This window comes from Actinacidiphila sp. bgisy144 (genome assembly GCF_057708105.1).
This window is the reverse complement of the sequence record NZ_JBYIRM010000013.1, coordinates 1-17,330: the sequence shown is the minus strand read 5'-3', so window position 1 is coordinate 17,330 and position 17,330 is coordinate 1. Positions and strand designations below refer to the sequence as shown.

General features: G+C 72.1%; 16 protein-coding genes and 1 riboswitch. Of the genes, 5 read left to right on the top strand and 11 right to left on the bottom strand.

Annotated elements, in window-relative coordinates; all coding sequences use genetic code 11:
- Positions 1–24: 24 nt before the first annotated feature.
- From AC3EVP_RS16865 to AC3EVP_RS16825, 9 genes are all read right to left on the bottom strand, one after another.
- A complete protein-coding gene (locus AC3EVP_RS16865; RefSeq protein WP_435130773.1) occupies positions 25–945 on the bottom strand; it encodes an amino acid ABC transporter permease in 921 nt (306 codons plus the stop codon).
- Positions 942–1,586 carry an amino acid ABC transporter permease gene (locus tag AC3EVP_RS16860; protein ID WP_435130772.1) on the bottom strand — a complete coding sequence of 215 codons (645 nt, stop codon included), beginning with the start codon at positions 1,584–1,586 and terminating at the stop codon, positions 942–944. Before AC3EVP_RS16860 ends, AC3EVP_RS16865 begins: the two co-directional genes overlap by 4 nt.
- A gap of 9 nt (positions 1,587–1,595) precedes the next feature.
- A complete protein-coding gene (locus tag AC3EVP_RS16855) occupies positions 1,596–2,585 on the bottom strand; it encodes a glutamate ABC transporter substrate-binding protein (protein ID WP_435130771.1) in 990 nt (329 codons plus the stop codon).
- A gap of 87 nt (positions 2,586–2,672) precedes the next feature.
- Complete coding sequence (locus AC3EVP_RS16850) at positions 2,673–3,464, bottom strand: amino acid ABC transporter ATP-binding protein (RefSeq protein WP_435130770.1); 792 nt, start codon at positions 3,462–3,464, stop codon at positions 2,673–2,675.
- Between the two features lie 48 nt (positions 3,465–3,512).
- Complete coding sequence (locus tag AC3EVP_RS16845) at positions 3,513–4,727, bottom strand: ABC transporter ATP-binding protein (protein ID WP_435130769.1); 1,215 nt, start codon at positions 4,725–4,727, stop codon at positions 3,513–3,515.
- 17 nt (positions 4,728–4,744) lie between these two features.
- A complete protein-coding gene (locus AC3EVP_RS16840) occupies positions 4,745–5,815 on the bottom strand; it encodes an ABC transporter ATP-binding protein (protein ID WP_435130768.1) in 1,071 nt (356 codons plus the stop codon).
- On the bottom strand, positions 5,812–6,825 hold the full coding sequence (locus tag AC3EVP_RS16835) for an ABC transporter permease (RefSeq protein WP_335974309.1): 1,014 nt from the start codon (positions 6,823–6,825) through the stop codon (positions 5,812–5,814). Before AC3EVP_RS16835 ends, AC3EVP_RS16840 begins: the two co-directional genes overlap by 4 nt.
- 97 nt (positions 6,826–6,922) lie before the next feature.
- Positions 6,923–8,665, bottom strand: coding sequence for an ABC transporter substrate-binding protein (locus tag AC3EVP_RS16830; RefSeq protein ID WP_335974312.1), 1,743 nt, complete (start codon positions 8,663–8,665; stop codon positions 6,923–6,925).
- Between the two features lie 103 nt (positions 8,666–8,768).
- Complete coding sequence (locus AC3EVP_RS16825) at positions 8,769–9,767, bottom strand: ABC transporter permease (RefSeq protein WP_335974315.1); 999 nt, start codon at positions 9,765–9,767, stop codon at positions 8,769–8,771.
- A gap of 325 nt (positions 9,768–10,092) precedes the next feature.
- On the opposite strand from AC3EVP_RS16825, the gene AC3EVP_RS16820 reads away from it, so the two are divergent.
- On the top strand, positions 10,093–11,625 hold the full coding sequence (locus AC3EVP_RS16820; protein WP_435130767.1) for a DUF885 family protein: 1,533 nt from the start codon (positions 10,093–10,095) through the stop codon (positions 11,623–11,625).
- Positions 11,626–11,684: 59 nt separating this feature from the next.
- Here AC3EVP_RS16820 and AC3EVP_RS16815 read toward each other — a convergent pair whose 3' ends face one another.
- On the bottom strand, positions 11,685–12,413 hold the full coding sequence (locus tag AC3EVP_RS16815; protein ID WP_335974322.1) for an enhanced serine sensitivity protein SseB C-terminal domain-containing protein: 729 nt from the start codon (positions 12,411–12,413) through the stop codon (positions 11,685–11,687).
- 175 nt (positions 12,414–12,588) lie between these two features.
- A complete protein-coding gene (locus AC3EVP_RS16810) occupies positions 12,589–13,359 on the bottom strand; it encodes an enhanced serine sensitivity protein SseB (protein ID WP_435130766.1) in 771 nt (256 codons plus the stop codon).
- Between the two features lie 123 nt (positions 13,360–13,482).
- Positions 13,483–13,601, top strand: a riboswitch (glycine riboswitch).
- A gap of 197 nt (positions 13,602–13,798) precedes the next feature.
- On the opposite strand from AC3EVP_RS16810, the gene gcvT reads away from it, so the two are divergent.
- From gcvT to AC3EVP_RS16790, 4 genes are all read left to right on the top strand, one after another.
- A complete protein-coding gene (gene gcvT / locus AC3EVP_RS16805) occupies positions 13,799–14,914 on the top strand; it encodes a glycine cleavage system aminomethyltransferase GcvT (protein ID WP_435130765.1) in 1,116 nt (371 codons plus the stop codon).
- Between the two features lie 208 nt (positions 14,915–15,122).
- Complete coding sequence (gene gcvH, locus AC3EVP_RS16800) at positions 15,123–15,503, top strand: glycine cleavage system protein GcvH (RefSeq protein ID WP_335974330.1); 381 nt, start codon at positions 15,123–15,125, stop codon at positions 15,501–15,503.
- 12 nt (positions 15,504–15,515) lie between these two features.
- Positions 15,516–16,790 (top strand): serine hydroxymethyltransferase, encoded by a 1,275-nt coding sequence (locus AC3EVP_RS16795; RefSeq protein WP_435130764.1) that lies wholly within the window; start codon positions 15,516–15,518, stop codon positions 16,788–16,790.
- A 145-nt stretch (positions 16,791–16,935) separates the two neighbouring features.
- The coding region (locus AC3EVP_RS16790; RefSeq protein ID WP_435130763.1) for a serine dehydratase beta chain at positions 16,936–17,330 on the top strand (395 nt) is incomplete at its 3' end.

Below are 17,330 nucleotides of genomic sequence, written 5' to 3'. Positions count from 1 at the left end.
GGGTCCGCGGGGCCGCAGCCGCGCTCAGACCGGGCGCAGCGGCTCGGCCCCCGCGCCCCCGGCGGCCTTCGGCTCCCGGGGACCGGGCAGGCGCGGGGCGACCCCGGATGCCCCGCCTGCCGTACCCGGTGTGCCCGCTGCCGGACGGCGCCTGCCACGGCGTTCCAGCGCCTCGGCGAGCTGGGACAGGGCCGCGTTGGCCACGATGTACACCACCGTGACCGTCAGATAGCTCTGCAGGAAGTCGTGCGTGTAGGAGCCCAGCACCTTGCCCTGGTTGAGGAGTTCGGGGTAGCTGACGACGTATCCGAGGGTGGTGTCCTTGAGCAGGCTGACCAGTTGGGAGACCAGCGTGGGCACCACGAGGCGGACCGCCTGCGGCAGCACCACCAGCCGCATCACCTGGCGGCGGCTGAGCCCGAGGGCGTGGGCGGCCTCGGACTGCCCGCGGTCCAGGGCCAGGACGCCGGCCCGGAAGACCTCGGCGAGCAGCGCCGAGGTGCACAGCACCACCGGGATGACCAGCTCCCAGAAGACCGGGAAGGTGTAGCCGGCCCGCGGGATGCCCATCAGGAAGACGTACAGCACCAGCAGCAGCGGCACCGAGCGGAACAGCTCGACGAAGCTGCCCGCGGCCAGCCGGGTCAGCCGGTGCGGCGAGAGCCGGCCGAGCGCGAGGAGCGCCCCGGCCGGCAGCGCGAGGAGCGCGGCCACCCCCGCCGCCTTGAGGGTGCGCACCAGCCCCTGGAGCAGGAAGCGCTGGTAGGGCCACTGCCCGAAGGGCTGCCAGCGGGCGCGGTCGAGCTGGCCGTGCCGCGCCAATTGGTGCAGCCCCAGGGCCAGCAGCCCGGCGATGAGCAGCACCGACAGCAAGGTGGCCAGCCGGATGCGGCGCCGGGCCCGCGGTCCCGGCGCGTCGAACAGCACCCGGTTCGGCCCGCTCACCGGCGCACCGCCATCCGCTTCTGGAGCCGCCCGGCGAGCAGCGCGACCGTCGCGGTGACCAGCACGTAGCCGGCCGCGGCGAGCAGGAAGGTCGGCACCGGCTCGTCGTACTTCAGGTCCAGCCACTGGGTGCGGCCGATGAGTTCGCTGACGCCGACCGCCGCGCCCAGCGAGGAGGAGAGCACCACGCCGATGAGGATGTTGGCCAGCGGCTGGACCATGGTGCGGAAGGCCTGCGGGAAGATCACCAGGGCCAGGGACTGGCCGAAGGTCATCCCGATCGCGCGGGCCGCCTCGGCCTGCCCGACCGGCACCGCGTTGATCCCGGCCCGCAGCGCCTCGCAGACGTACGCGGCGAAGTACAGCGCCAGGCAGGCCGCTTCGGAGGTGAACAGCGGGTAGGTGACGCCCGCGTCGGGCAGTCCGAAGACGAACAGCACCAGGAACGCCAGCAGCGGCACGTTGCGGAACACCTCGACGTACAGGGTGCCGAGCAGCCGCAGCGGGAGGACCGGGCCGACCCGCAGCACCGTCAGCAGGGTGCCGAGCAGCAGTGCGCCGGCGAAGCCGAGCAGGGACAGCTCCAGGGTGGTGCCGAGTCCGCCGGCGAGGTAGCCGAGGTGGCTGAGGACCCCGTGCACGGCGGGCCGTCAGGAGCCGTCGGCGGAGCCGATGGCGGGCGGCGCGGGTGGCGAACCGCCCACCTTGGCGCCGATGGTGGCCTGCCACAGCTTGGCCCACTGCCCGTCGGCGTAGATCGTCTTCAGCCACGCGTCGACGAACGCCTTCGCCTCCGGGTCGGCCTTCGGCAGGCCGATGCCGTAGGGCTCCTGGGTGAAGGGCTGCCCGACGACCTTCAGGCCCGTGTCGTCGGCCACGTCGCCCAGCAGGATGCTCTGGTCCAGCACGTAGGCGTCCGCGCGCCCCTGCTTGACCGCGGCGACGCACTCGCCGTCCTCCTGGAAGAGCAGGGTCTTCGCCTTGGGCGCGACCTTCTTCAGGTCCAGCGCGGCGGTGGAGTTGCCCTCGGTGGCGACCGTCTTCCCGTTCAGGTCGGCCGGCCCGGTGATCCCGGTGGTGCCCGCCTTGACCAGGATCGCGTCGCCCGACTCGTAGTACGGCCCGGCGAAGGCGACCTTCTCCGCGCGCTGCGGGGTGACGGTGTAGGTGGCGAACACCGCGTCCACGGTGCCGTTCTGGAGCAGCGTCTCGCGGGTGTCCACGGTGACCAGGGAGAGCTTCGTGGACGGCTTGCCGATGATGTAGCGCGCCAGCATCTGCGACAGCCCGGCGTCGAAGCCCTCCAACTTATTTGTGACGGGGTTGCGTTGGGAGAAGACCGCGGAGGAGTCGGTGCCGCCGACCAGCAGGGTGCCGCGCTTCTTGACCTTCGCCATCCAGGAGCCGGGGGTGATCGCGGCGGCCGGGGCGACCGGCGCGCCCGCGACCACCTGCTCCTGGGTCGGCCCGGCCGCCCCGCCCCGGCCGCCCTTGACCGGGTGGACGCTGCTGCCGCCGCCGCACGCGGCGAGCACTCCGGTCAGCGCCAGTGCCGCGCCCGCGGCGAGCACCGCCCGGCGCCACCGCGGTAATCCGCCTGGTCCTTGCTCCGTCCGACGGCCGCGCTGCTGAGGAACCATGAGGGACTCCTTCGGTACGAGTACGGATACGGGTACGGGTACGGGTGGTCCGGACGGCAGCGGGCGCGGGGCGCCGGATGCCGGGCGTCAGTGCCGCAGGATCGTGGAGAGGAAGTCGCGGGCGCGCTCGGTGCGCGGCTTCGTGAAGAACGCCTCGGGCTCGCCGGTCTCGACGATCTGCCCGGCGTCCATGAACACCACCCGGTCCGCGGCGCGGCGGGCGAAGCCCATCTCGTGGGTGACGGCGACCATCGTCATGCCGTCGCGGGCCAGGCCGACCATCACGTCCAGCACCTCCCGGATCATCTCCGGGTCGAGCGCGGAGGTCGGCTCGTCGAAGAGCATCAGCTTGGGGTGCATCGCCAGGGCGCGGGCGATCGCGACGCGCTGCTGCTGGCCGCCGGACAGCTCCGCGGGGTGCCGGGACTCCTTGTCCGCCACGCCGACCCGCTCCAGCAGCGCCCGCGCCTCCTCGACGGCCTCGGCCCGGGGCACCTTGCGCACCCGGGTCGGGCCGAGCACCACGTTCTCCAGCACGGTCTTGTGCGCGAACAGGTTGAAGGACTGGAAGACCATCCCGACGTCGGCCCGCAGCGCCGCCAACGCGGCGCCCTCCTGCGGCAGTTCGCGGCCGTCGAAGACGATCCGGCCGGAGTCGGCGGTCTCCAGCCGGTTGACGCAGCGGCACAGCGTGGACTTGCCGGAGCCGGACGCGCCGAGCACGACGACGACCTCGCCCTCGTGCACGTCGAGGTCGACGTCGCGCAGGGCGACGAAGTCACCGAACCGCTTGTTGACCGCCTCGATGCTCAGCAGCACCCGCCGGCCGCTGCCGCCGGCCGCGGTGCCGCCCGCCGTCCCGTTCGCGTCGTCCGCCATGCTTACGACGATAGGGGGCCGCGCGGCGGAACAGTAGCGGCCGGGGCGTCATCGCAGGGCGGGCTCCGGACGCTGGTCGGCGGCGTTCTCCGGGTGGTGGCAGGCCACCTGGTGGCCGGGCGCCAGCTCCACCAGCGGCGGCTGCTCGGTGGTGCACACCGCGGTCGCCTTCCAGCAGCGGGTGTGGAACCGGCAGCCGGGCGGCGGGGAGATCGGCGAGGGCACGTCGCCGGTGAGCAGGATGCGGCCGCTGCCGCTGACCGGGGCGGCGGCCCGCGCGGGCGCCGGCTCGGCGTCCGCCGGGGCATCGGCGGCGGCGTCCGCGACGGTGTCCGCGGCCTCCTCGCCGGGCACCTCGGGCGTCACCGTCGGCCGGTTGCGCCGCTTCGGGTCGGGCACCGGCACCGCGGACAGCAGCGCGGTGGTGTACGGGTGGAAGGGCGAGCTGTACAGCGCCTCCCGGTCGGCCAGCTCCACCACCTTGCCCAGGTACATCACCGCGATCCGGTCCGAGACGTGCCGGATCACCGACAGGTCGTGCGCGATGATCACGTAGGTCAGGCCGAGTTCGGACTGGAGGTCGTCCAGCAGGTTGACCACCTGCGCCTGGATGGACACGTCCAGCGCGGAGACCGGCTCGTCGGCGACCACCAGCTTCGGGCGCAGCGCCAGCGCCCGGGCGATGCCGATCCGCTGCCGCTGCCCGCCGGAGAACTCGTGCGGGTAGCGGTTGTAGTGCTCGGGGTTGAGGCCGACCAGTTCCAGCAGCCCCTGCACCTCCTTCTTCACACCCTGCTCGGTGGCGACCTTCTGCAACCGGAAGGGGGTGCCGACGATGGTGCCGATGGTGTGCCGCGGGTTGAGCGAGGAGTACGGGTCCTGGAAGATCATCTGCACGTCGCGGCGGAGCGGGCGCATGGCGCCGGTGCTCAGGTGCGTGATGTCGCGGCCGTCGAACTCGACCGTCCCGCCGGTCGGTTCGAGCAGCCGGGTGATCAGCCGGCCCATGGTGGACTTGCCGCAGCCGGACTCGCCGACCACGCCCAGCGTCTCGCCCGCCCGGACCTGGAAGTCGATGCCGTCGACCGCCTGCACCGCGCCGACCTGGCGGCGCAGCAGGCCCTTGGTGATCGGGAAGTGCTTGGTCAGCCCGGTGACCTTCAGCAGCGGCTCCCCGGCCGGCTTGCGCGGCGCGGGGGTGCGCTCCTGCGGCGTCGCGTCGGCGGCCGGACCGCCCTTGTCCAGCGAGGTCTTCTCCGCCACGGTCTCGTCCCGGCCCTTCACAGCTTCGGCTCGATCTCTTCGGTCCAGATCCTGACCCGCTCCTCGTCGCCGAGGTGGCAGGCGGCCACGTGGCCGGCGGCGACCTCGCGCAGCTCGGGCACCTCGGACTGCGAGGCGCCGCCGGTCAGTTCGGCGTAGGGGCAGCGCGGGTGGAAGGCGCAGCCGCTCGGCACGTTGATCAGGCTGGGCGGCGTCCCCTTGACCGGGTTGAGCCGGTCGGTGCGCTCCCGGTCCAGCCGGGGCATGGAGCCGAGCAGGCCCCAGGTGTAGGGGTGCTTGGGCTCGCTGAAGAGCTTCTCGGCGGTGCCGCGCTCGATCACCCGGCCCGCGTACATCACCAGCAGGTCGTCGGCGACCTCGGCGACCACGCCCAGGTCGTGGGTGATCATGACGACCGCGGAGCCGAACTCCTGCTGGAGGTCGCGGATCAGGTCGAGGATCTGGGCCTGCACGGTGACGTCGAGCGCGGTGGTCGGCTCGTCGGCGATGAGCAGTTCGGGGTTGTTCACCAGCGCCATCGCGATCATCGCGCGCTGCCGCATGCCGCCGGAGAACTGGTGCGGGTAGTCCCGGAAGCGCTTGCGCGGCTCGGGGATGCCGACCCGGTCGAGCATGTCGATGGCCCGCTGGGCGGCCTCCTTCTTGCTGACCGCGTGGTGCACCCGGTACGCCTCGACGATCTGGTTGCCGATCGAGTAGTACGGGTGCATCGCCGACAGCGGGTCCTGGAAGATCATCGCCATCTTGCGGCCGCGCAGCCGCCGTACCGCGTCCGGCGGGGCGCCGACCAGTTCCTCGCCGTCCAGCCACACCTCGCCGGAGATCCGGGCCCGCGCGGTGCGGTGCAGGCCCATGATGCCCAGGGACGTGACGGACTTGCCCGACCCGGACTCGCCGACGATGCCCAGGGTGCGGCCGCGCGGCAGGTCGAAGCTGATGCCGTCGACGGACTTCACCAGGCCGTCGTCGGTGTCGAAGTGGATGCGCAGGTCGCGCACCGACAGGTACGCGTCCTGCGCGGCGGGCGGCTCTTGCGGGGTTTTCAGCAGCCTGTCGGCGGAACTCACGAGTACCTCACGCGGGGGTCGAGAACGGCGTAGGCGAGGTCCACCAGCAGGTTGCAGACCACGACGAAGAAGGCGACCACCAAGGTCACGGCCATCACGATGGGCAGGTCGTTGGCGGTCACGCCCTGGATGGCGTAGGCGCCCATGCCCGGCAGCGAGAAGACCTGCTCGGTGATGACCGCGCCGCCGACCAGCAGCCCGAAGTCCATGCCGAAGATGGTCACGATCGGGGTGAGCGTGGAGCGCAGCGCGTGCTTGACCACCACGTCCCGCTCGCGCAGGCCCTTGGCGCGCGCGGTGCGGATGTAGTCCTCGCCCATCGTCTCCAGCATGCCCGCCCGGGTCAGCCGGGCGTACAGCGCGGAGTACAGGAAGGCCAGGCTGCACCAGGGCACCAGCAGGTTCCACGCCCAGTCAGCGGGGTTGTCGGTGAACGACACGTAGCTCATGCCGTTGCTCCACAGCGGCCACTGCACGGTGAAGACGCTCAGCGCGAGGATGCCGGTGAAGAAGATCGGCAGCGACACGCCCATCAGGGCCACGCCCATCGACAGCCGGTCGATGATGGTGCCGCGCTTGAGCGCGGAGACCACGCCGACCGCGACGCCGGTGATCACCCAGATCACCGCGGCGCCGATGGCCAGCGAGAACGTCACCGGGATACGGGACTTCAGCTGCGGCCACACCTCGACGTGGCTCTTGAAGGAGTAGCCGAAGCAGGGTGCGTGGCAGTGCACCGGGTCGGGGCCGTAGTGGTAGTCGGCGCCGGCCACCAGGCCCTTGAGGAAGTGCCAGTACTGCTCGTAGAGCGGCAGGTCGAAGCCGAGGTTCCTCTTGATCGCCGCGACGGCCGCCGGGTTGGCGTCCTTGCCCACGTACTGCGTGGCGAGCTGGGTGGTGGTCTGGCCGCCGATGCGGGGCACGAGGAAGAAGATCGCGAAGGTGATCATGCTGACCACCAGCAGGAGCACGATCGCGGCGAACACGCGACGGATGAAGTAAGCGGTCACGGCCGTTCCGGCTGGCGTCCGCCCGGCCCGGATCGCGGGCCGGACCGGGCGGACGCCGGAGCCTTCACCTGCCTTTCGGTGCGTAGGAGCCTTGCGGCTACTTCGAGGAGCCCATCAGCAGGTAGTCGTACATGCCCAGGTACGCCTGGGTGACCGTCACGTTGGTGGCGGAACTCGGGCGGTAGAGCAGGTTCTTGCGGTAGATCAGCGGCACCACGGAGGCGTTCGCCATGACCATCTTGTCGATGTCGCCCCACGCCTTGGTGCGGGCGGCGGCGTCGGTGTTGGAGATCGCCGCGGCCAGCGCCTGGTTGATCTTCGGGTCGTTCAGCTCCATCAGGTTGTTGCCGCCGGACGGCTTGATCGCGCCGCCGTCGACGATCTGGTCCAGGAAACCGTAGCCGGTGGGCCAGTCGGCGCCCCACGCCATCATCATCATGCCGACGTCGTGCGAGTGCACGTAGTCCGGGACGCCCGCGTAGTTGGAGAAGTACTTGTCGGCGGGGAAGGTCTTGATGTTGACGGTGATGCCGACCTTCTTCAGCGCCGCCTGGATGGCGGTGGCGCCGTCCACCTCGGGCTGCCGGTCGCTGCGCGCGGTGAGCGTGGTGGTGAAGCCGCCTGGCTTGCCGCAGGCCGCGAGCGCCGCCTTGGCCTTGGCCACGTCGCCGTTGTTGCCGGCGGTCGGGTACTCGTCGAACTTGGTGTAGCCGTTCACCGACGGCGGCAGCAGCGTGGTGGCGACGTCGCCCTTGACCGCGCCGCCCTCGGCGTTGACCACGGAGGTCTTGTCCACCGCGTACTGCACGGCCTTGCGGCAGTTGATGTTGTCGAACGGCGCCACGTGCAGGTTGAGCGCCATGTACGAGGTGGCGCCGGCGATCGCGTCGTCGGTATGCGAGAGCTGGTTCTTGTTGCCCAGGATCTTCGACTGCGTCTCGGCCTCGACGCCGGTGCCCTGGAGGTCGACGGTGGCGTTGTCGGCCATCAGGTCGTTGTCGATGGTGCGCTGGTTGATGTTGAACTTCAGCACGTACTTGTCGGGCAGCGCGGTGCGGATCGGGTCGGTGGCCTTGCTCCACTCCGGGTTGCGCACCAGCGTGGCGCCCTTGCCCTCGGAGTAGGAGGCGAACTTGTACGGGCCGGTCGACTGGATGTGCTGCACGTAGGTCGCGCCGGTGTCCTTGGACTGCTCGACCGGCGCGGTCTGCGAGAACGTCGCCAGGTAGTCGAAGTCGGCGAACGGCTTGGCCAGGTGGAAGATGATCGTCTGGTCGTCAGGCGTCTCTATGGACTTCAGCCCGTCCGGGCTCTTGTCCTTGTACGGGCCCTGGTACGTGCTGTCGTCGGCCAGGTAGCTCTTGAAGTACACCGGGCCGTTGGACATCACCTCGGGCGCGAAGTTGCTGCGCTCGATCGCGTACTTGACGTCCTTGGAGGTCACCGTGGTGCCGTCCTGGAACTTCACGCCGGTGCGCAGGTGGTACGTCCAGGTCTTGGCGTCGGCGCTGGCGGTGCCGAGCCCGGTCGCCAGGTCGGGGACCACCGTCAGACCGGCCTTGCCGGCCGCCGGCTTGAACGTCAGCAGCGAACGGGCGTAGAGCCGGGAGAAGTCCTGCACCCAGCCGTAGTAGGTGTTGCCCGGGTCGAGCGAGTCGGGGCCGCTGGAGTGGTCGGCCGTGACCGTCCCGCCCTTCTTCGTCGACGCGTTGACGATCGACGTGAGCGCCTGGTCCTTCTTGCCGGAGCTCTTGCTGCCGCCCGAGCCGCCGCAGGCGGACACACCGAGTGCCATCGCCAGACCGAGCGCGATGGCGGAGGTCACCTTTCTGGTGTTCATACCGGGTTACGCCCCTCACTTCCTATGGAGTCGCCGGGTCGGTCGCGGTGCGCCGCACGGCACACGGGGTGCCACCCGGGGTTCGATGGGTGTCCCTGCGGGATCACTTGCTGCGCGGGTCCAGGGCGTCCCGCAACCCGTCGCCGAACAGGTTGAAGGCCAGCACCGTGATGAAGATCGCCAGGCCGGGCACGAACATGTACTGCGGGTCGGACTGGTAGACGTCGACCGCGCTGGTCAGCATGCCGCCCCAGGACGCCTGCGGCGGCGCGATGCCGACCCCGAGGAAGCTCAGCGCGGCCTCGAACAGGATGTTGGTGGGGATCAGCAGGGTGGAGTAGACCAGGATCGGCGCCACCAGGTTCGGCAGCAGCTCGCGGAAGAGGATGAACGGCCCGCGCGCGCCCATGCCGCGGGCGGCGTCGACGAACTCGCGCTCGCGCAGGCTGAGGGTCTGGCCGCGGACGATCCGCCCCATGTAGGGCCAGTTGAAGAAGCCAATCACGAAGATCAGCACGCAGATCCGCAGCGGCAGCCCGCTCAGCCCGAAGGCGCCGTCCTGGAGCGAGGCGGAGATGGAGATCGCGAAGAGCAGCAGCGGGAAGGCGAGGAACACGTCCATCAGCCGGCTGATCAGGCTGTCCACCCAGCCGCCGTAGTAGCCGGCGATGATGCCGAGCACGGTGCCGATCACGTTGGACAGCACGGTGGCGCCGGTGGCCACCAGCATGGAGATCCAGGAGCCCTCGACGATCCGGGCGAGGATGTCGCGGCCGAACTTCGGGTCCACGCCCAGCGGGTGGGACCAGCTCATGCCGCCCCAGCCGCCCTTGGGCGCCAGCAGTTCGGGGTCGACCAGGTTCTGGTGGAAGGCGTTCGGGTCGAGGTTGAAGACCATCTCGATCGGCTTGGCGAGGATCGCCAGCAGCACCAGCAGCACCACCACGACGCCGCCGGCCATCGCGACCTTGTCGCGTCTGAGCCGGCGCCAGGCTATCTGCCCGAGCGAGCGGCCCTCGATCATGCCTCGCCCGGCCCCGCTCAGGACGGCCTCCGGGTCTGCCGCCGCCTGTCCGGAGGTGGTCTCGATAGGTGCGGTCATGGCGTTTTTGCCGACCCCTCTCGCCGGTGGTGACCGGCGCGCGCCCGCCGCGGTAGCGGCTTCCTCGTCACTTGGTGCCTGTGGTGCTTCGGTTGCGTACGAAACGGCCGTCACCCGCAGTGAACGCTCTTCGTGATCATGCGTGCGACGTGCGTATCCACTACGCGCATTGCGGTTGGGACATGTCAACGCCAAGGCGTCTTGCCGCTGGATTCTTCTTCCGGTCGGCGATCACCCGCCAGACCCCACGGAGAAGGGATGCGCAACTGTGATGTGGGTGGTTCTTTCATCGTTACCGACGCGTACCTCGGGGTACGGTCACCAGATGGACGAACGGCTGCGCGCGGTCTGCGACCTGATGGTGCCCCAGGCCCGCGAGATGTCGGGCCTGCACGAGTACGACGGACAGGTGCAGGACCTCTCCCCCCAGGGGGTGCGCGCCGGCCTGGCCGCGATGGCCCGCGCCGCCCGGAGCGCCGGACCGCTCCAGGACCCGCACGACGAGGCCCACTTGGCTGTCTTCGAGGAGTCACTGCGGGTGCAGTACGGCGAGCTGGAGCTGCACCGCCGCGACCCCTACCCGCACCTGTCCAACCTCGAACTCGCCTGCTACGACCGCGAGTACGCCCCGCGCGCCGACCGCAGGAAGGCCCGCAAGGCGCATCTGGCGCGGTGGCCGGACGCGGTGGACGCCGCGCTGGCCTCGCTGGACCGGGTACGGGCCCCGGTCGCCGAGGCGCTGCTCGGGCCGGTGCTGGGACTGGCCGCCGACCTCGACCCGGACGGCGGCAAGGTGGAGCGGGCCGCACTGCGCGCGCACGCCCGGCTGGAGGGCCACCTGCGGCACGTCGCCGAGCACGGCGACCCCGACCCGCGGCTCGGCGGGCGGGCCCTGGCTGCCTTGATGGGGGCTCAGGAGGGCCTTCGGGTGGATCTGACCGAGCTGGCCGGGCAGGCCGACAAGGAGCGCGTCCGGCTCACCGAACTGCTCACCGACGCCTGCCGCGTCCTCGACCCGGGCCGCGGCGTGGACGAACTCCTGCCGGGGCTGCTCGCCGACCACCCGGGCGCGGACGGCGTCATCGCCGAGGCGGCCCGGCTCACCGAGGAGGCCGTGGAGTTCACCCGGGAACGGGGCCTTGCGCCCTACGTCGACGGCGAGTGCCTGGTCGGCCCGGCACCCGCCTCCCGGCGCTGGGCGATGGCCATGATGACCTGGTCCGCGCCCGCCGAGGCCGACGCGCCCTCCTGGTACCACGTCACCCCGCCCGAGCCGGACTGGCCGGCCGACGAGCGCGAGGAGTGGCTGACCGTCTTCAGCCGCACCAGCCTGCCGTCCATCACCCTCCACGAGGTCGCGCCCGGCCACTTCGCGCACGGCCGCGCCCTGCGCCGCGCCCCCTCCCCGGTGCGGCGGCTCCTGCACAGCCTGTCCTTCGCCGAGGGCTGGGCGCACTACGTCGAGGAGGTCTGCCTCGACGAGGGCTTCCGCGCCCGCGACCCGCGCTTCGCGATCGGCGTCGCCCTCGAAGCGCTGGTCCGCGTCACCCGGCTCACCTGCGCGATCGGATTGCACACCGGGGCGCTGTCGCTGGAGGAGGCCGCGCGGTACTTCGTGCGCGACGCCCACCTGTCGCCGGCGGCCGCCGCCGCGGAGGCGCGGCGCGGCACCTTCGACGCCGGGTACGGCCGCTACACCTGGGGCAAGCTGGAGATCCTGCGCACCCGCGCCCGCGCGCAGCGCGCCTGGGGCGCCGAGTTCACCCTGCCCCGCTTCCACGCCGCCCTGCTGCACCTGGGCAGCCCGCCCCTGGGCCTGCTGGACGCGGCGGTCCACCCGCCCGGCCCGGCCGCGTGACCGCCGCACAGCCGCTGGATGGCCGCCGCGCAGCCGCCGCTTGATCGCCGCGCAGTCGCCTAGCGGTCGAAGAAGGGCCGGCCGAACGTACGCATCCACAGCGCGACCGGGTCGTACGGGTCGGCCATGGCGACCGTGGAGACGGCCACCGAGTCGGGCACCCCGCCGACGGCCTGCTGCATCATCAGCCGGACGGACTCCACGGCCTGCCCGGCCCCCTCGTAGAGCTCGACGCCGATCGCGAGGTAGGGCTCGCCGAGCACCGGCTGCACCCACGCCTGGCGCAGCGCGCGCACCGCGGAGGTGCGGTGCGCCGCCTGGGCGAGCAGCGCGTAGAACTGGGGCATCTGGAGCGAGGGTTCGCCGATCTGGAGCGGCCCGGCGGGCAGCAGGTCCAGGCCGACCGCGATCCGGCGCAGGTCGGCCCAGGGGATGCCGAGGCCGCCGCCGGCGCTGTGCGGGTTGAGCCAGAGGCCGGACCGGTCCGGGAAGAGGGTCTGGGCGATGTCCCGCCCGGAGACCACTTCGTGCTCGCGGTTCCACCCGCTGGCGGCCAGTTCCCGCGGCGAGGTGAAGCACGGCGCGTAGCCGTAGCCGCCGATCTCCATCGTGCCGTACTGCGCGTCGGGCGTGCCGGGGGCGCCCTGCCACAGCAGCATCCACACCTGGCCCTCGGCGAGTGACGCGAGCAGGTTCTCGTATGCGTCGAACCGGCCGGGTGCCACCTGGAGCAGCATCTGCTCCACATGGCCGGCCTGCGCCGCACCGCCTTGCGCGCCCGCGATCACGTGGGACCGCCCCTTTCCCTTCGTACTGCTCTTCGCACGACATCAAACCAGGTCGAGTGTGCCCAGCGGTATGCCCGCCGACTCAAACCGAACCGGCTATAGACGCGGTATACGACCGCTGAACGCGTGCGCCGAGCCGCACCTGCCGTGGCCCTGCCCCGTGCCGTGCCCGGGCTCAGTCGCGGGCGAAGAACGGCCGCACCGTCTCCAGCATCCAGTCCCCCACCGGGTCCTGCGCCACGTCCAGCAGGATCAGGTGCACCGGCCACGGCGGCTGGGCCGCACCCATCGCCCGGCCGAGCGCGTCCATCGCGGCCGACCGGTCCGCCTCGGTCCAGCGGTCCAGCTCCACGCCGACGAACAGCGCCGGCGGCTCCTCCTCCACCACCGCCAGGGCCCGCCGGCCGCTCAGCACCACCGAGGTGACCGCGAACTCGCCGGCCGCGGCGGCCAGGAAGTCCACCGGCTCCTCGTCGTGGTCCGGCTCCCACAGCCGCACCCGGGCGCCGGGTGGCGCGTCACCGCCGCGCACCCCGGCGAACGCCGCCTGGCGCTCGCCCTGCGCCGGGCGGCACAGCTCGGCCACCGCGGCCGGCGGCAGCGGCACACCGACCGCGCCCCCGGGGTTGACGGCGATCCCGACCAGCGGCGGCAGCCCGCGGGCGAACTCGTGCACCGGCGCGACCGTGCAGGGCATGCCGTCCGCGGCCTGCCGGAACTGCTGCTCGGAGCTGAACACCGGCACGTAGGGCGCGCCGCCCAGCACGACCGTCGGCAGGTCCAGGTCGGCCGCCTCGCGCGAGCCGCCGTTCGGCAGCGGCACCCACACCCGGGACCGGCCGAGCACCTCCAGCAGCCTGGGCGTGGCCGAGGGGTTGCCGAGGCTGGCGCTCAGCACCTCTTCCAGCTCGTTCGCCGGCCATGTGTACGGCGCCGGATTCTCCATGTCCACCCTTGTCCGCCCGAGTACCGCGTCTGTAGCGTCGTGCCCCGGAAACCCTAACGGCTGCCGGGGGCCGCGCACCCTGGGCATGCAATGATGAAGCCGACAACTTGCATACCGGCCGTTCGAGGCCGCGCGGGAGAGTCCCGGACCGGTGCACGCGACTTGCTCGCGGGCGGCGGGCCGGGCGCCGAAGGAGCAAGTCCTCCCTTGAATCTCTCAGGCACAGATACCGCGCGGGCGAGGCAGATCTGAAAAGCGGCGGAGCCGTCGGCGCACCCCTGGGGGTGCCCGCCCGGCCCCGCCCACCCAAGGTGCAAACCGTGACCCGCCGGTGCGGGGTTCACGGTGAACCTCTCAGGTTCCGATGACAGATGGGGAGCATCCGATCCGTCGTCCCCTTTCTCTCTTCACCGAGACCGAGCCTGGGAGCCCGTCACCGATGAGCGAACCCCGCCGTACCGCGCTCGACGCCCTGCACCGCGCCCTCGGCGCGACCATGACCGACTTCGCCGGCTGGGACATGCCGCTGCGGTACGCCAGCGAGCGCGAGGAGCACCAGGCGGTGCGCACCCGCGCCGGCCTGTTCGACCTGTCGCACATGGGCGAGATCACCGTGACCGGCCCGCAGGCGGGCGAGGCGCTGGACCACGCCCTGGTCGGCCACCTGTCCGCGCTGGCGGTGGGCCGGGCCCGCTACACGATGATCTGCGCGCCCGACGGCGGCATCCTCGACGACCTGATCGTCTACCGGCTGGGCGCGCAGGAGTTCATGATCGTCGCCAACGCCTCCAACGCGCAGACCGTGCTCGACGCGGTCGCGCTGCGGGCGGCGGAGTACGACGCGCAGGTCCGCGACGACCGCGAGGCGTACGCGCTGCTGGCCGTCCAGGGCCCGCAGGCCCCGGCGATCATGAAGGCGGTGACCGACGCCGACCTGGACGGGCTGAAGTACTACGCCGGGCTGCCCGGCACCGTGGCCGGGGTGCCGGCGCTGATCGCCCGTACCGGCTACACCGGCGAGGACGGCTTCGAGCTGTTCGTGGCGCCGGGCGACGCCGAGCGGCTGTGGCAGGCGCTCACCGAGGCCGGCGCGCCCGCGGGCCTGGTGCCGTGCGGGCTGTCCTGCCGGGACACGCTGCGCCTGGAGGCGGGCATGCCGCTGTACGGGCACGAGCTGACCGCCGCGGTGACGCCGTTCGACGCGGGGCTGGGCCGGGTGGTCAAGTTCGACAAGCCCGGGGACTTCGTCGGGCGCGCCGCGCTGGGCGCCGCCGCCGAGCGGGCCGCCGACCTGCCGCCGCGCAAGCTGGTCGGGCTGGTGGCGCGGGGCCGCCGGGTGCCGCGGGCCGGCTACCCGGTGACCGACGCCTCGGGCACGGTGATCGGCGAGGTCACCTCGGGGGCGCCGTCGCCGACCCTGGGCAAGCCGATCGCGATGGCGTACGTGGACGCGGCGCACGCGGCGCCCGGCACGCCGGACGTCGCGGTGGACATCCGCGGGACGCGGGAGCCGTACGACGTCGTGGCGCTGCCGTTCTACAAGCGCGAGCGCTGAGCGCGGGGCTCCGGCGCGAGCCGGGGCCCCGGCACTGACCGCGGGGGTACGGCGCGAGCCGGGCCCGGCACCGACCGCGGGGCTCCGGCACCGGCCGGCGCCCGAGCCGGCCGGGACCCGGGCGCCCCGCCCCCGCACCCCCACCCTTACCTTTCCGTTTGCCGTGCCGCGCACGCGAGCACCCCTGCCGATCCGGGAGAATCCACCCATGAGCATCAACCCTGAGCAGCTTCGCTACAGCAAGGAGCACGAGTGGCTGTCGGCCCCCGCCGACGGCGCGGCCACCGTGGGCATCACCTCGCACGCCGCCGACGCGCTCGGTGACGTGGTCTTCGTCCAGCTCCCCGAGGTGGGCGCGACGGTGACCGCGGGCGAGACCTGCGGCGAGCTGGAGTCCACCAAGTCCGTCAGCGACCTGTACTCGCCGGTCGGCGGGGAGGTCACCGAGGTGAACCAGGACGTGGTGGAGGACCCGTCGCTGGTGAACTCCGCCCCCTTCGAGGGCGGCTGGCTGTTCAAGGTGAAGGTGGCCGAGGAGCCGTCCGACCTGCTGTCCGCCGCCGAGTACGACGCTTTCATCGAGAGCTGAGGGAACCCCGCGATGTCGCTGCTGAACCAGTCCCTGCACGCGTTCGACCCCGACGTGGCCGCGGCGGTCGACGCCGAGCTGCGCCGCCAGCAGTCCACGCTGGAGATGATCGCGTCCGAGAACTTCGCGCCGGTCGCCGTGCTGGAGGCGCAGGGCTCGGTGCTGACCAACAAGTACGCGGAGGGCTACCCGGGCCGCCGCTACTACGGCGGCTGCGAGCACGTCGACGTGATCGAGCAGCTCGCGATCGACCGGGTCAAGGCGCTGTTCGGTGCCGAGAGCGCCAACGTGCAGCCGCACTCCGGTGCCCAGGCGAACGCCGCCGCGATGTTCGCTCTGCTCAAGCCGGGCGACACCATCCTCGGCCTGGACCTGGCGCACGGCGGGCACCTGACCCACGGGATGAAGATCAACTTCTCCGGCAAGCTGTACCAGGTCGCGGCCTACCACGTGGACGCCGAGACCAACCTCGTCGACATGGCCGAGGTGGAGCGGCTGGCCAAGGAGCACCGCCCGCAGCTGATCGTGGCGGGCTGGTCGGCCTACCCGCGGCAGCTGGACTTCGCGGAGTTCCGCCGGATCGCCGACGAGGTCGGCGCGTACCTGATGGTGGACATGGCGCACTTCGCCGGGCTGGTCGCGGCCGGGCTGCACCCCTCCCCCGTGCCGTACGCCGACGTGGTCACCACCACGACCCACAAGACGCTCGGCGGCCCGCGCGGCGGGGTGATCCTGGCCAGGGCGGGCCTGGCGAAGAAGATCAACTCGGCGGTCTTCCCCGGGCAGCAGGGCGGCCCGCTGGAGCACGTGATCGCGGCGAAGGCGGTGGCGTTCAAGGCCGCGGCGACCGACGAGTTCAAGGACCGCCAGACCCGTACCCTGGAGGGTGCGAAGATCCTCGCCGACCGGCTGACCCGGCCCGACGTGGCGGAGCTGGGTGTGTCGGTGCTGTCCGGCGGCACCGACGTGCACCTGGTCCTGGTCGACCTGCGCAACTCCGCGCTCGACGGCCAGCAGGCCGAGGACCGGCTGCACGCGGTCGGCATCACCGTCAACCGCAACGCGGTCCCGAACGACCCGCGGCCGCCGATGGTGACCTCGGGGCTGCGGATCGGTACGCCCGCGCTGGCCACGCGGGGCTTCGGCGCCGACGACTTCCGCGAGGTCGCCGACATCATCGCGGCGACGCTCACCGCGTCGCCGGCCTTCCCGCCGTCGGAGGTGGAGCCGCTGCGCAAGCGGGTCACCGCCCTGGCGGAGAAGCACCCGCTGTACCCGGCGCTGTAGCCGGGCCGGCCGGGGTGGCGGGCGGCCGTGCCCGCCACCCCGGCAGCAGCACCCCGCCGTCCCGGCGGCAGCACCAACCGCCGCGCGCGGCCGCAGCACCACCCTGCGGACAACGGCGTCCGCGAACCCCAGGAGCAATGACACCGTGGCAATCTCCGTCTTCGACCTGTTCTCCATCGGCATAGGGCCCTCCAGCTCGCACACCGTCGGCCCGATGCGGGCGGCGAACATCTTCGTGCACCGCCTGAAGAACGAGGCGCTGCTCACCCACACCGCGTCCGTGCGCGCCGAGCTGTTCGGCTCGCTCGGCGCGACCGGGCACGGCCACGGCACCCCGAAGGCCGTGCTGCTGGGCCTGTCCGGCCATGCGCCGCGCACCGTGGACGTCGAGACCGCCGACGACGAGGTGGCCCGTATCCGCGCCGAGCGGCGGCTGCCGCTGCTGGGCACCCACGAGGTGCCCTTCGACCCCGACGCCGACCTGGTGCTGCACCGGCGCCGCTCCCTGCCGTACCACGCCAACGGGATGACGCTGGCGGC